Genomic DNA, 13,875 nt, shown 5'->3' on the forward strand with positions numbered 1-13,875 from the left:
CACGACCATCCTGAATGGACGGGATAATGGCCATACGCACCTCAAAGCGCACCACTCCCGCTCTTCCACGCACATCCTGAACGAACGGGATAATGGCCATACGCACCTCAAAGCGCACCACTCCCGCTCTTCCACGCACATCCTGAACGAACGGGATAATGGCCATACGCGCCTCAAAGCGCACCATTCCCGCTATCACGACCATCCTGAATGGACGGGATAATGGCCATACGCGCCTCAAAACGAGACAATCGGCGCACCTAAGCAACAGAGAGACCGACTAATCCCTCCGCTGACCGGACAAAGACTGCCAGAGCATATAGAGAGCGCGCTTCGTCGCCCGAAGCCGAATGCCCTCCCGATCGCCCGACAGTTGAAGCTTCTCCACCCTCGTCTCGCGCCCCCGCTCGGCCAAGCCGACATAAACAAGGCCGACGGGTTTGTCCTCCGCCGCTGCCGGCCCCGCGTTACCGGTCACGGACAACGAGAAGTCAGCGTCCATAGCTGCTCGCGCGCCCTCTGCCATCGCGAGAGCCGTCTCGGCGCTGATCGCTCCCGGAGCGCCATCACCCTCCAACAGCTCCCGGGGCACTCCGAGCTGCCGCATCTTCGCTTCGTTGCTGTACGAGACGATACCGCCCCGGTACACGACCGCGCTGCCCGGAATCGTCGTGATCAGCTCCGAAACCATGCCGCCGGTGCAGCTCTCCGCCAGCGCGAGAGTACGCTGCTGTCCGGTCAACAGCCTCACAACCGAAGCTTCGATCGGCACGTCTTCCTCTGCGAACAAGAAGGCCTCCGTGCGCCCGCGAATCGCCGCAAGCGTCGCTTCCAGCTTACGCGCGGCCTCCTCCGCGTCCGCAGCCTTCGTCGACACGCGGACCGCTACTTCGCCTTCCTTCGCGTAAGGGGCGATCGTAGGGTCCTGCTGAGCCTCAATGAGATCGAGCAGCACATCCTCCAGCATCGATTCCCCGATACCGGCGAACTTCAGCATAACGGAATGGAGCGAATGAGCAGGACCTAGCTGCTCCTTCAACCAAGCCGATCCGTCGTTGTCGAACATCGGCTTCATCTCGCGCGGCGGCCCCGGCAGCAGCACATACAACGTTCCGTCCGCGCTCAGCGCGTTGCCGACGGCCAAACCCGTATCGTTGCGCAGCGGGGCCGCTCCCTCGATCAGAAGCGCCTGCCTCCTGTTGCTCTCAATGAACGAGCCTCCGCGGCCGACGAACATCTTCAAGATCTTATCCATCGTCGGCTCGTGCAGCTCTATCCCCTTGCCCAAGTATTCGGCAAGCGCGTCCCGCGTCAAGTCGTCCTGCGTCGGTCCAAGCCCGCCCGTGAATACGAGCAGGTCCGCTCTGCTCCGCGCGATGCCGATCGCTTCCATCAATCGCTGCTTGTTGTCGCCCACCACGGTCTGATAATAAACATCAATGCCCAGCTCTGCCAAACCGCGCGACAGATACTGGGCGTTCGTGTTTACGATTTGACCGAGGAGCAGTTCCGTACCGACGGCAATAATCTCTGCTCTCATGAAACCGCACCCCATGAGGTCCGGACAAATCCGCAGACGAGCCCGAAGGCCGCCCGGCTCAGTCCGAGACCGGAATCAGATTTTTGTTTTTCAGGAAATAATCGACGCCCGAATAAACGGTGATCAGCACGGCCGCCCACACGACGACGAGGTCGATGCGCAGATCGATGAAGTTAAACGGAAAATTGTTCAGCAGCAGCACGATAATCATCGTGATCTGAATCGCCGTTTTCCATTTGCCCCATTTGCTGGCGGCGAGAACCGCCCCTTCCAGCAGCGCGACCTGCCGAAGCCCCGTTACCGCCCATTCGCGGCTGATGATGATAATCGCCACCCAAGCGCCCAACTTCTCCATCTCGACCAAGGCGATCAAGACGGCGGCCATCAGCAGCTTGTCCGCGAGCGGATCGAGCAGCTTGCCGAGATTCGTCACGATTTTGCGCTTGCGCGCGATATAGCCGTCCAAGCCGTCCGTACTCGCAGCAATGATGAACAGCAGCAGCGCGCACACTTGGTTGTAGGAAATCGAATACTCTCCGATCGTGAGCGATCCCAAGTTCAACTTGACCAACAGGAAGATCGTGACGATCGGCACGAGAAAGATTCTGACAAGCGTGATCCGGTTTGCGAGGTTCACGCGATTCCCTCCCCTGACAAATCGTACTCGTACGCATGGGTAATCCGAACCTTGCTCATCTGACCGATCTCCACTGGACAGTTAGTAATGAATACTTCCCCGTCGACTTCAGGCGCATCGTATTGGCTGCGGCCGATATAGACGTCGCTGCGTCCGTCATAGCGCTCGACCAGCACGTCGATCGTGCGGCCGACATATTTGGCCGCGTTCTCGTTGGCAACCTCGCGCTGAATCTCCATCAGCGTATTGGCGCGGAACTGCTTCACTTCGTCCGGCACCTGGTTCGGCAGCCGATTCGCCGGCGTATCTTCCTCTTGGGAATACGTGAACACGCCAAGCCGGTCGAACCTCATCTCGCGGACGAAGTCGCACAGCCTCTCGAACTCTTCGTCCGTCTCTCCCGGGAAGCCGACGATCATCGACGTGCGCAGAGCAGCATCCGGAATGCGCGCGCGTATTTTGCCGATCAGTTCGCGTACGTCGCGCTGGCGTCCCGGGCGGCGCATTCTCTTCAGAATCGCATCCTCGCTGTGCTGCAGCGGCATATCGATATAGTCGCATACCTTCGGATTGGCCGCGATCGTCTCGATCAGCTCGTCCGTGAAGAAGCCCGGATAGGCATAATGCAGGCGCACCCACTCGATGCCCGGCACTTCGCTTACCCGGTTCAGCAGTTCCGGCAGTCTGAACCCTTCGTACAGGTCGGTGCCGTAATTCGTAGAGTCCTGCGCGATCAGGCTGACTTCCTTAACGCCCTGCTTCGCGAGATTTTCTACCTCTGCCAGAATCGATTCGATAGAGCGGCTGCGGAATTTGCCCCGCATGATCGGAATGCTGCAGAATGTGCACGCGTTATCGCAGCCCTCGGCGATCTTGACGAACGCCGTGTGCCGCGCCGTGCTCAGAATTCTCGGCATCGCCTCTTCATAGTTGAACACGGGATTGCCGACGTAGACCGGCTTCGTTCCGCGCAGCGCCTCGTCGATGATGTCGTTGATGCGATGGAAATCGCCCGTTCCGACGATTCCGTCGATCTCCGGCATCTCGTCCATCAGTTCCTTCTTGTAGCGCTGTGTCAGGCAGCCCGACACGATGAGCGCCTTAAGACGGGACGTCTCTTTCAGCTCCGCCAGATTCAAAATCGTGTTCACCGACTCTTCCTTCGCGGCATCGATGAACCCGCACGTATTTACGATAACGACCGTCGCGTCCTCCGGCTTCTCTACCAGCTTGAAGCCTCTCTGGTGGACGAGTCCCGACATAATCTCGGAGTCGACCAAGTTCTTCTCGCAACCCAGCGTGACGACGCTGACTTTCTCTACCATCGATGACTTCCCCCAAACGTACGTCCGTTGTGATATCCACAACAGTATAAACGAACCCGCCGAACGGTGTCAAAAGCAGGCACGGTTAACGATAGTTCGTGAATTGCAGCTCCAGCGGCAATCCCGCGCCTTTAAGCAGCGACATCACCGATTGCAGGTCGTCCTTGCTTTTGCCGGTAACCCTAAGCTGATCGCCCTGGATCTGGCTCTTGACCTTCAGCTTGGAATCGCGGATCAGCACGTTGATCTTCTTCGCGCTCTCCTGGTCGATCCCCTGCCTCAGTTTGATCACCTGACGCACCGTGCCTCCGGAAGCCGGTTCGATCTTGCCGTAGTCGAGGTTCAGAATCGGCACGCCTCTTTTGATCATTTTCGACTGAAGAATGTCGACGACGCTTTGCAGCTTGAAATCGCTGTCCGAGAGCACCGTCAATTGAACGTCCTCCAGCTTGATGTCGCTCTTGCTCCCTTTGAAATCGAATCGGGTTTCGATTTCCTTCAGCGCTTGCTGAACCGCATTGTTCATTTCCTGCATGTCCACTTTCGATACGACGTCGAACGAGTATTCCGATGCCATGTGATCCTCTTCCTTTCATCTATTACCCATTTATGGCTTTATTATATCACGACTAATCCCCCGGATTAAAACAAAAAGCCCTCCGCAGAGGGCTTGGCCTGTCTCAGGCCGGGTCGAACGCGTCATTCCGTTCCATCGGACGCGCCCGCGGCAACCGGCGTAAAAATGTATTTCGTCGAGCCCGAAGCGTTGCCGTCGTCGAACGTTGCTTCATCCACGAAAAATTCGACGAGATCGGTTCGGCCGACGTTCACGTAAAGCGGGACCGTCAAGTCGAAATTCAGCGTATCCGGCCCGGATACGTTTTTGGAGAACTTCACGGTTCCGTTCCGATTGTTCTCGCGCACCTCGATCCACGCCCGGCCGTAAACCACCAATTTGAGTTGATGTCCGGTTCCCGGCGTAACGTCGTAATAGTTCACGCTGCCGACTTTCTTGACGAAGGTCAGCGTAACCGGCTCGATCGACGGCGTCGGAGACAGCGTCTCGGAAGGCGTTACGCTTGGCGTCTCGGACGGCACGCTCGGAGACGCCGTTTCCGTTGAAATCGGCGGGTTCGGATTCAGCTCTCTCGTATCCGGATCCTTGTTATTGGTCCAGTAGACGTAAATCACGGCGAGGATCAAAATCGGAAATGCCCACATCAGCAGCGATACGGCGAATTTGCCCCACCGATCGTTATGCTGCACGCTTCGGCGCCTAGGCTTGATCATCGGCTCGGGAATAGCCGTCTCCGACGAAGGAGGCTGCGGCAGCTCCCGGTGATAGAGGCGAAGCACCTCTTCCGCATCCAGCCCGACCGTCTCTGCGTACGTTTTCACGAATGCACGCACATAAAAAGACCCCGGGAGCACTTTGTATTCGCCCGTTTCGATCGCTTCCAGATATCTTTTACGAATTTTCGTGTACTCTTGAATATCGTCCAGCGTATATCCGCGCTGCTCTCGCGCTTTACGCAGCAAAGCGCCCAAATCGGACATGCCTCTCACCTCCCGGTTTCATGATACGTTTCATGATGTCGCTTGTCTTGTTTTTAGAAGTCGTCGCCGAGCCCGGCCGTCGTAAACTTCTCGTATGTAATTTCTTCGTCCGGCGTATTGCGGAGCTCCACGATGCAGTCGAACACGTCGTAATCGAATTGCGACTCCCTTACGAAAATGTCCGGATGCTCGATGACCTTCGTCGAAGGCATGGCCATAATCTCCTGCAACAGCGCGTAATGCTTCTCGTTCGAGCGGATCGTGCTGACGATGCCGTCGATGATAAAGACGTTGTTCGGATGCATCTCGTCCTCGGACAATTGGCTTCTGACCGTCTGCCTCAGCAGCGTCGAAGAGACGAACGCCCAGCGCTTGTTCGCGCATACGCTGCCCGCGATGATCGATTCCGTCTTGCCGACGCGCGGCATCCCTCTGAGCCCGATCGTCTGATTCCCTTCCCTCTTGAACAACTCTCCGAGAAAATCGACCAGAAGTCCCAGCTCGTCCCGAGTGAACCGGAACGTCTTCTTGTCGTCCGAATCCCGTTCGATGTATCGGCCGTGGCGCACGGCCAAAATATCGGTCAGCTTAGGTTGACGCAGCTTGTTGACGGTAATGTTGTCGACTTTGCGAAGCATCTTGCCGAGCAATTCGATCTTCTCTTCGTCATCGGTTTGCAGGAGCATTCCCCGGGTTCGGTCTTCCACGCCGTTGATCGTCAGAATGTTCACTTCCAGCATCCCAAGCAATGAAGCGATATCGCCGAGCAGGCCCGGACGGTTTTTATGAATTTTGTATTCCATGTACCATTGTTTGGGTTCCATCCTGCACCTCGTTCAAATTACGGAAAATAATGCCAATATGGATAGCGTCGGTGACGATTATTCCGTTTTGTTCGCTCTTCTCCTTTATTCTACAACGCTCCTCATTATCCTGCAAAATAAAACGGATTATTACTCCGAAAGTCCTATAAAATTCGAAAGTTCGGCAAACGTCCATATGGACAGAAAAGCCCCCGTGTAGGGGCTTTCCCGAGCTATGATGCTGCTTAAGTGCTGCTGTCCGCCAACTTCACCATCAACCGGGCCATCGTTTTGCGCTCCGAGTCGTCGCCGACGTCCCAGAGCTCTTTCAGAACCCGCTCCTCGTCATTTTTCGGATCGACCTTCTGATCCAGAAACTCGCCGATTTCGTAAGCCAGCTTAGAGATGGCGTCTTCGCTGATCCCGAGCCGTTTGGCCGCTTCCACGCGATCGCCCAAAAACTTCTTCCAAGTGTCGAAATTGCTGAGTACGGTTGACATTGAGCAGCCTCCTTGCGGGTTGAAATAAAATCGCCCAACGGTAATATGCCCGTCGCTACGGGATTTTATTCTCATCGTCTGCCCATCTTCGCGTTCAGTTCGCGTTCAGTTCGCGTTCAGTCCGCCTTCTCCGCTCGACTGCGTCTTGCTCCTGCCGCCATCGTACGGACCGCGTCCCCTGCCGCCGCTACATCCGCCAGCCGCCGTTCAGGCCGAGCGTCTGCCCCGTCACGTAACCCGCTTCGTCCGACACGAGATATCGCACCAGCTGCGCCACTTCCTCCGGGCGGCCCAGCCTGCCCGCCGGAATCTCTTCGCACAACGCCAGCCTGTCCTCGGAGTCGAGCGCGCCCAGCATATCCGTCTCAATCGCGCCGGGGCTGATCGCGTTCACGGTGACGCCCGCCGGAGCCCACTCCCGGGCCAGCGATTTCGCGAACGCGTTCAAACCGCCTTTGGTCGCGGCGTATACCGCTTCTCCCGCCGCCCCGCTCTCGCCCCAAATGCTCGAGAGCAGAACGAATCGTCCCCATCTGCCCCATCGCATCGAAGGACCGAAATGCCGGGCGAGATCATACGCGCCTTTCAGGTTCACGCTCATCAGATCGTCCCAAATCCGCTCCTCCGTATCTTCGAGCAAGCCGTAGTGGGCCAGTCCGGCACAGTGCACGACGACGTTCGGCGTCCAGCCCAGCCGGTCCAGCCGCTCCTTCAGCTCCGCGACCGCCGTCCGCGACCGCAAGTCGGCCTGCAGCGCCGCGGCTTCCGCGCCGCGGCTCCGGCAATCTTCCGCCACCGCTTCCGCGGATTCCGCGGCCGAATAATACTGCAAGGCGACGTCAGCTCCGTCCGCCGCCAGCAGACGGGCGACCGCCGCTCCGATGCCGCGGGAGGCGCCCGTCACCAGCGCGACGCGCTTCAAGCCGTGCCGCTCCTCACGATAGAGATCGCCCGGCGGTCGGGATGGGCATGCTCCTTGGCCCGCTCGTTGATCTCCTCCAGCGTCAGACTCTCATAGATTTCTACGACGGCGAACAGATCCCCGCCCCGATGGCGGTATCGGGTGAACTCGCTGGCGATCGATTCCGGGCTGTTCATCATCCGCAAGAACGCCCCAATCTTTTTCCGCCGCGCTCGCTCGAATATTCCCGGTGCGATGCCGTCGCGAGCGGCCGCGTACAGCGCTTCGCTGACCCGCGACACCAATTCGTCGGGCTCGCGGGTTTCTCCCCCGATCATCGAGAACGCATAGCCCGGCCCGGTGTTGTACTCATGGCCGAAGCCGTCGGAGATCAGGTTTTCGTCGTACAGCTGCTGATACAGAGCCGTGCTGGAACCGAGCACCGCGTCCAGCATGAGCTTGGAAGCCAGCTCGCGACGCACCGCGTCGTCACCGCTGTGCGGATCGTCTTTAAATCCGAACAAGCATTTGGGCAGAGATACGGGAAGCTGCAGCTCCTTGCGATGCTGCTTGGCTTGCGGAGGCTCCTGCTCGAAGTGCCGCTTGATTTCCCCGCCGGGAGGGAACGACTTGCCCGCCTGATCCTTCCTGACGCGGGCCAGCGTCTCCTCCGGATCGATTCCGCCGACGACGAACAGCGTCATGTTCGACGGGTGATAAAACGTATTGTAGCAGTCGTACAGCATTTCCTTCGTAATCGAGCGGACCGAATCGGCCGTGCCGGCGATATCGATATGCACCGGATGCTTGTCGTACAACGCCTCGATCAACCCGAAATAGACGCGCCAATCCGGATTGTCTTTGTACATGTCGATCTCCTGCACGATAATGCCCTTTTCCTTTTCCACGTTCTCGTCCGTAAAATAAGGATTTTGCACGAAGTGCAGCAGCGTATCCAAGTTCGCCTCCACCTCGCCGGTCGCGGTAAACAAATACACGGTTCGGTCGAAGCTCGTATACGCGTTCGCGGAAGCGCCCTGGGAAGCAAACTTCGAGAAAATGTCGCCGTCCGGCTCTTCGAACATTTTGTGCTCGAGGAAATGGGCGATGCCGTCCGGCACCTTGATCGTCTCGCCGTCCGGGCGCGTAAAGTGGTTGTCCACCGAGCCGTACTTCGTCGTGAACGTCGCGTACGTCTTCGTGAAGCCGGGCTTGGGCAGCACGAACACTTCCAGCCCGTTGTCCAGCTTCTCGTGCCACAGCGTCTCCTGCAGCTTCGGATAAGCTTGCTTTGCCATGCTTACCCCTCCTCCTTCCGGTCTCGCAGGAAGTAGATCGTATCCAGCGCGACGCCTTGCGACGCTTCCGTCGCCATCTGCGGCGTCACCGCCATAATCTCGGCGATGAAGCTGTCGCCCGTCCGTTCCGCGCCGGATATGACGTTGCTGAAGTCGAAGGCGATTCTCTCGAACGCCGAGTCCTGCAGCTCCCGCAGCTGACCGACGATCATCGCCTGCGTCCGCCGCAGATCGTCTTCCGCGAACTCGCCTTTCTTCATCGCCTCGAGCTGCTCCTTGATGATCTGCACCGCCTTCTCGTAATTGGCGATCTCGATGCCCGATTGCAGCGTCATAATGCCTTTGTGGCCGTCCAGCCGCGACGAGGCGTAATACGCGAGACTCGCCTTCTCGCGCACGTTCACGAACAGCTTCGAATGCGGAAAACCGCCCAGCAATCCGTTGTAGACGAGCAGCGAAGCGTACTGATCGCTGCCGTACGTCGCCCCGACGCGAAGCCCCATATTCAGCTTGCCTTGTCCGACGTCCAGCCGCTCGACGATCGTCTGAACCTCCGGACGCGCCGACCTGAGCTCCGGCTTTGCATATGCAGCCGGTTGCCCCGGCGGAAGCCGAAACGCCTTCTCTGCCAGCGCCTGAATCTCTTCCAGCGTCGTATCGCCCGACACATACAGATCGAAGGAAGCCTCCTGCAGCCAGTTCCGATACGCTTCGTACAGCTTGGCGGCATCGTACTCGGCCAGTTGATCCTTCTTCCCCAGGGCCAGAAGCCGGAACGGTTCGTCCTTGCACATCTCCTCGACGCAGCGCTCCGCCGCGTAACGGATCTTGTCGTTAATGATCGCGTCGATCCGCTTGGAAACCGTCGTCTTCTCCGCTTCCACGTACTTGGCCTTGAACCGGCCGTCCTCTAGCGCCGGAGCGGTCAGCACCTCGCCCAGGAAAGCCATCGCTTCCCCGAGCAGCGACTGCGAAGACGACACGAAACGGTCGTTGATCATGTCGAGCCGAAACTGGACGATCTGATGGTCGCCTCTCTTGTACAGGTCGAAGCCGAAGCCCGCGCCGTACAGATCGTCCAACCGTTCCCGGAAGGAGATCGTCTCCGGATAGGATTGCGTTCCGCGCCTGAGCAAGAAAGGGGTCAACGCGACAGACGTGACGCGCTCTTCCGATAAGGGGACGCCTGCGAACAACGACAGCGCGAACGTTTTGAAGCGTTTCGTGGGCAGCACGTGCAGCCGCAGTCGCCCCAATAAGCCTCTTTGGAACTGTTCGGACATGATCTCATGCTCCTTTAATCATAATCGCAGCCCGCCGCGGATCGCGGCATTTCAGCCCCATTCTACCCGATTGGACGAACAGGAAGCAAATTCCTGGCGCAAACCCCGGTACGGAACCGGAAACCTCCGAAAATAACAACAACCAACCGCGTCGCTGCGAACGCGGGTTGGTTGCCTTGACTTGCATGTGCCGACTGGCGGGATTATCTGCAGAAAATATGCTTGCCGATCGTCTTGTATTGCGGACGCGTCCAGATCCACTTGGAAGTCGCCGTGACGGGGTTGAAGTAATAGAGGCAGCCGTCGCTCGGATCCCAGCCGCTGATCGCGTCCTTCACCGCTTTAAAGGCTTTCTCGTTGGGCGTCAAGTAAATTTGCCCGTCGGCTACTGCCGTGAACGCCCCCGGCTGGAAAATGACGCCGGAAGCCGTATTCGGAAACTCCGAAGCTTTCATGCGGTTGAGAATGACGGCGGCTACCGCGACCTGCCCTTCGTACGGTTCGCCCCTGGCTTCCCCGTATACCGCGTTGGCCATGATTTTCAGATCTTTTTCGGACAAGCCGAGATTGCTGGAGGCGGGCAGATTGTTGTTGCCTCCCCCGTCGTTGCCCGATCCGGGGTTCTCTTCGCCGCTCCCTCCGGTCCTGTCGGAAGGATGCACTTCTTCCGCCGTCGGCTTCCAATCCTTCGTCGCCTGCCACAGCTTCAGCTTCGTTTTCGGCCCGACGACTCCGTCCGACTTCATGCCGAACTTCCATTGGAACCAGGTGACGGCGTTTTTCGTTTTCGATCCGAAGTCCCCGTCCACTTTGCCGTTATAGTAGCCCAGAGCCTTTAATCGCCCCTGCAGCTCGTAAATGTCCTTGCCCGAGGAGCCTTGCTTGAGGATCGCATTGCTGAACGTTTCCTTCGTTTGGGTATGGTGCTGCAATGTATATAACCCCAGCAAGCCGAATACGACGCATACCGTTACGATCACGAGACGATAACTCACCTAAGGTCACGCCTTTCTGCATCCATGTTAGGTCTTCGACCGTTAGTATGAGAAAGGCGTTAGCCTCTTATACCCATTTTTACTCCTTTGCTTCGAATCAGGAAGGAATGCGCTGCTGGTATTGCTCCATCGTCATCAGCACCTCGCGCGGCTTGCTGCCCTCGTACGGGCCGACGACGCCTTTGGCTTCCATCGTATCGATCAGCCTTGCGGCGCGCGTATAGCCGATGCGCATGCGCCTTTGCAGGAGCGATACGGAAGCCTGCTTCGCTTCCAGCACGATCTGCACCGCCTGATCGAACAGTTCGTCGATGATTTCGTTCGGTTCGTCCGCCGCGCTGTCGTCGATCTCCGGAACCAGCTCTTCGTTGTATTCCGCTTCCGCTTGCCCGCGACAAAATCCGACGACCGCCTCCACCTCGTTGTCCGACAAGAAAGCGCCTTGCACGCGGATCGGCTTGGACGCGCCCATCGGCAGGAACAGCATGTCCCCGCGGCCGAGCAGCTTCTCCGCTCCGACCATATCGAGAATCGTCCGCGAATCCACCTGCGACGACACCCCGAACGCGATCCGACTTGGAATATTCGCCTTGATCACGCCGGTAATGACATCTACGGACGGCCGCTGCGTCGCGATGATCAAGTGGATGCCCGACGCCCGCGCCATCTGCGCCAGACGGCAGATCGCGTCCTCGACGTCTCCTGCCGCCACCATCATCAAGTCGGCAAGCTCGTCCACGATAACGACGATATAAGGCAGCACCGCGTCCGGGTTGTTGCCGCTCAGCATAAGCGCGTTGTAGCCCTCGATGTTGCGCGTTCCCGATTTGGAAAACTTCTCGTAGCGCTTCTCCATCTCCACAACGATTTTCTTCAGGGCGAGAGAAGCTCTCCGCGGGTCCGTCACGACCGGGGCGAGCAGATGCGGAATGCCGTTGTAGACGTTCAGCTCGACCATCTTCGGGTCGATCATCAGAAACTTGACCTCTTCCGGCTTCGCCTTGTACAGCAAGCTCGTAATGATGCCGTTGATGCACACCGATTTGCCCGAGCCCGTAGCTCCGGCGACGAGTAAGTGCGGCATTCTCGCCAGGTTGCCGACGATCGGCTGGCCCGAGATGTCGCGGCCGAACGCGATCGTCAGCTTCGCTTGCGACTCCTGAAACGGCTGCGTCTCCAGCACCTCGCGCAGCGTCACGACGCTGACCTCGTTGTTCGGCACCTCGATGCCGATCGCCGACTTGCCCGGGATCGGCGCTTCCATCCGAATATCCTTCGCCGCCAGCGCCAGCGCGATGTCGTCCGTCAGGCTAACGATCCGGCTTACTTTAACGCCAGTATCCGGCTGCAGCTCATACCGCGTTACGGCAGGGCCTCTGGCCACGTCCAGCACCTTCGCCCGGACGCCGAAGCTTTCCAGCGTCGCTTCCAGCTTGCGCGCCGTGTTCATGTAATCCGACGGATTGCCGGATTTGCCGCCCCCGCTCGGCTTGTCCAGCAGACTGACCGTCGGCAGCTTGTACGGCTTCGGCAGCTTCTTGATCGGCTTAGGCGCCGCTGTCACGGCCTCGCCGTCTCCCGCCGCCGCGGCCGAGATCGAACCCGCCGAGACACCCGCGCCGCCGGAGGCGCTTCGCCCCGTTTCGGCCTCGTTCGGCTCCTCGTCCGGATCGCCCTCTTCTCCGTCCGGCCAGACGGTCCCCGCTTCGTTATGTATCCCGCCGACCTCATCCGTCGGCCTCGGGAACGTATACGGACCTTCTTCCCCTGCATCGTAAGAACCGGACCATGGCTGCGACTCGTCGTCACCGTGCGGCTCCCGCTCCTCGTATTGAGGTTCGTCCGAATAGGTTTGAGCCGTAAAATCGGTAAAGCGCGGCATGTATGCCTCTTCCGTTTCCCGCTCTGGGTCGGCCGTGGCGAAGTCGGCCATCGCGGTCGTTGCCCCGGCCGTTCCTCCAGCCATTCCTGCAATCGCCGCGGCCGAAGCCGGAACGTCTGCTTCCTTTGCCGCGGGCATATCCGTACGGCGGTGAACGCCTGTACGGATTTTGATCGGATTCCGGAACGTCGTCTGCGAATCTTTCGCGGCGAACGGAAGCGGCTCCTCCTCCGCCCAATACTCCTCGTGCGAAGCGTCGTACTCCTTCTCGGACTTTCCGTGGAACAGTTGGAAAAACAGCGGCGTTTTCCGCGGAACGGGAATGAGCGAAGGCTCTTCCATGCCGTCGTCGGCCACAATCGGCGCTTGCTGTGCGACAGGTTCCGCAGCGGCTCCCGCTGCTGCGCCGCCTCTTCCTCTGCGAACGGCACCTTGAACGGGAATCGCTTTGATCGACAGCAGCTTGCGCCCCGAAGAGAATCTGGCCGCGACAAGCGGCATCACCCTCATGAGGAACAGACGCACCGAACGCCCGATTTCCACGTACGAACGGTTCGTGACGAGCATGAACGCGATCGCGATTTCGATGATCAGCACGAACTTTGCGCCGTAATAGCCGAACAGCCAGTACAGCACGGAATATTGAAGCGCTCCCAGCATTCCCCCGCCGACGTCGACGTTAAATACCTTGATGTTGTCCACAGCGGGCGCCTGCCAGAGCAGTTCCTTTAGTTGATTCATCGTTTGATTGACGATGCCGGACGGCGTAATGGCTTCCAGTACCCCGAGACTGCTGTCGATCGAAGCCATCGCGCTCCATAGCGTCATAATCAGAGAAACGAGCACGAAGCCGGAACGCCTCGCCGTCCACCCTCTCGGCCACGCGCGCTTGACCATGACATATAAGCCGAACCAGATGCCGGCCAGAGCGAGCAGATAATAATGCTTGCCTAGCAAAAATCCGAACAGCTTGGATAGAGATCGACCTACCGCGGCTTCGCCGGAGATGGCAATAACGGATAACGTAATCAGTACAATGCCGTAAATTTCGAATTTTAAGCTTGCCGCGAACGAGGCCCGCTTCTTCCTGCGCTTGGCCAAATTTGCCACCTCCCGGTTCAACATTATATCACAGTTGACGGGAGGTTGGCATG

At 58.6% G+C, this 13,875-nt stretch carries 13 protein-coding genes; 1 reads left to right on the forward strand and 12 read right to left on the reverse strand.

The window, feature by feature from the left end; translation table 11 throughout:
* On the forward strand, positions 1-223 hold a 223-nt coding region (locus ACESLM_RS11305; protein WP_372631688.1), incomplete at its 5' end, for a hypothetical protein.
* Positions 224-280: 57 nt separating this feature from the next.
* Here the strand turns inward: ACESLM_RS11305 and ACESLM_RS11310 are convergent.
* The 12 genes from ACESLM_RS11310 to ACESLM_RS11365 all read right to left on the reverse strand — a co-directional run bounded on the left by ACESLM_RS11310 (position 281) and on the right by ACESLM_RS11365 (position 13,822).
* Positions 281-1,540: a competence/damage-inducible protein A gene (locus ACESLM_RS11310; protein WP_372631689.1), complete on the reverse strand. Its 1,260-nt coding sequence runs from the start codon at positions 1,538-1,540 to the stop codon at positions 281-283.
* Positions 1,541-1,598: 58 nt separating this feature from the next.
* Positions 1,599-2,177, reverse strand: a complete 579-nt coding sequence (pgsA, locus tag ACESLM_RS11315) for a CDP-diacylglycerol--glycerol-3-phosphate 3-phosphatidyltransferase (protein ID WP_372631690.1) — start codon at positions 2,175-2,177, stop codon at positions 1,599-1,601.
* Entirely contained in the window at positions 2,174-3,502 is a 1,329-nt protein-coding gene (gene rimO / locus ACESLM_RS11320) for a 30S ribosomal protein S12 methylthiotransferase RimO (protein WP_372631691.1), read from the reverse strand. Before rimO ends, pgsA begins: the two co-directional genes overlap by 4 nt.
* 85 nt (positions 3,503-3,587) lie before the next feature.
* Positions 3,588-4,079, reverse strand: a complete 492-nt coding sequence (locus tag ACESLM_RS11325) for a YajQ family cyclic di-GMP-binding protein (protein WP_372631692.1) — start codon at positions 4,077-4,079, stop codon at positions 3,588-3,590.
* 122 nt (positions 4,080-4,201) lie between these two features.
* Entirely contained in the window at positions 4,202-5,059 is an 858-nt protein-coding gene (locus ACESLM_RS11330) for a helix-turn-helix domain-containing protein (RefSeq protein ID WP_372631693.1), read from the reverse strand.
* A gap of 53 nt (positions 5,060-5,112) precedes the next feature.
* Positions 5,113-5,883 carry a DUF3388 domain-containing protein gene (locus tag ACESLM_RS11335; protein WP_094043495.1) on the reverse strand — a complete coding sequence of 257 codons (771 nt, stop codon included), beginning with the start codon at positions 5,881-5,883 and terminating at the stop codon, positions 5,113-5,115.
* 224 nt (positions 5,884-6,107) lie between these two features.
* A complete protein-coding gene (locus ACESLM_RS11340) occupies positions 6,108-6,362 on the reverse strand; it encodes a DUF3243 domain-containing protein (protein ID WP_094043493.1) in 255 nt (84 codons plus the stop codon).
* A gap of 187 nt (positions 6,363-6,549) precedes the next feature.
* Complete coding sequence (gene ymfI, locus ACESLM_RS11345; RefSeq protein WP_372631694.1) at positions 6,550-7,284, reverse strand: elongation factor P 5-aminopentanone reductase; 735 nt, start codon at positions 7,282-7,284, stop codon at positions 6,550-6,552.
* Positions 7,281-8,561 carry an EF-P 5-aminopentanol modification-associated protein YfmH gene (gene yfmH / locus ACESLM_RS11350; RefSeq protein ID WP_372631695.1) on the reverse strand — a complete coding sequence of 427 codons (1,281 nt, stop codon included), beginning with the start codon at positions 8,559-8,561 and terminating at the stop codon, positions 7,281-7,283. The genes ymfI and yfmH overlap by 4 nt, the downstream gene beginning before the upstream one ends.
* Positions 8,562-8,563: 2 nt before the next feature.
* Entirely contained in the window at positions 8,564-9,844 is a 1,281-nt protein-coding gene (yfmF, locus tag ACESLM_RS11355; RefSeq protein ID WP_372631696.1) for an EF-P 5-aminopentanol modification-associated protein YfmF, read from the reverse strand.
* 203 nt (positions 9,845-10,047) lie between these two features.
* On the reverse strand, positions 10,048-10,839 hold the full coding sequence (sleB, locus tag ACESLM_RS11360) for a spore cortex-lytic enzyme (RefSeq protein WP_372631697.1): 792 nt from the start codon (positions 10,837-10,839) through the stop codon (positions 10,048-10,050).
* Positions 10,840-10,936: 97 nt separating this feature from the next.
* A complete protein-coding gene (locus ACESLM_RS11365) occupies positions 10,937-13,822 on the reverse strand; it encodes an FtsK/SpoIIIE family DNA translocase (protein ID WP_372631698.1) in 2,886 nt (961 codons plus the stop codon).
* Positions 13,823-13,875: the final 53 nt, after the last annotated feature.

Source organism: Cohnella sp., assembly GCF_041641335.1.
In the GTDB taxonomy this organism is placed as follows: domain Bacteria; phylum Bacillota; class Bacilli; order Paenibacillales; family Paenibacillaceae; genus Cohnella.

Coding starts and splice junctions, on each gene's coding strand:
- ACESLM_RS11310 (WP_372631689.1), bottom strand. CDS start 1,540: ATGAGAGCAGAGATTATTGCCGTCGGTACGGAACTGCTCCTCGGTCAA.
- rimO (WP_372631691.1), bottom strand. CDS start 3,502: ATGGTAGAGAAAGTCAGCGTCGTCACGCTGGGTTGCGAGAAGAACTTG.
- ACESLM_RS11325 (WP_372631692.1), bottom strand. CDS start 4,079: ATGGCATCGGAATACTCGTTCGACGTCGTATCGAAAGTGGACATGCAG.
- ACESLM_RS11330 (WP_372631693.1), bottom strand. CDS start 5,059: ATGTCCGATTTGGGCGCTTTGCTGCGTAAAGCGCGAGAGCAGCGCGGA.
- ACESLM_RS11335 (WP_094043495.1), bottom strand. CDS start 5,883: ATGGAACCCAAACAATGGTACATGGAATACAAAATTCATAAAAACCGT.
- ACESLM_RS11340 (WP_094043493.1), bottom strand. CDS start 6,362: ATGTCAACCGTACTCAGCAATTTCGACACTTGGAAGAAGTTTTTGGGC.
- yfmH (WP_372631695.1), bottom strand. CDS start 8,561: ATGGCAAAGCAAGCTTATCCGAAGCTGCAGGAGACGCTGTGGCACGAG.
- yfmF (WP_372631696.1), bottom strand. CDS start 9,844: ATGTCCGAACAGTTCCAAAGAGGCTTATTGGGGCGACTGCGGCTGCAC.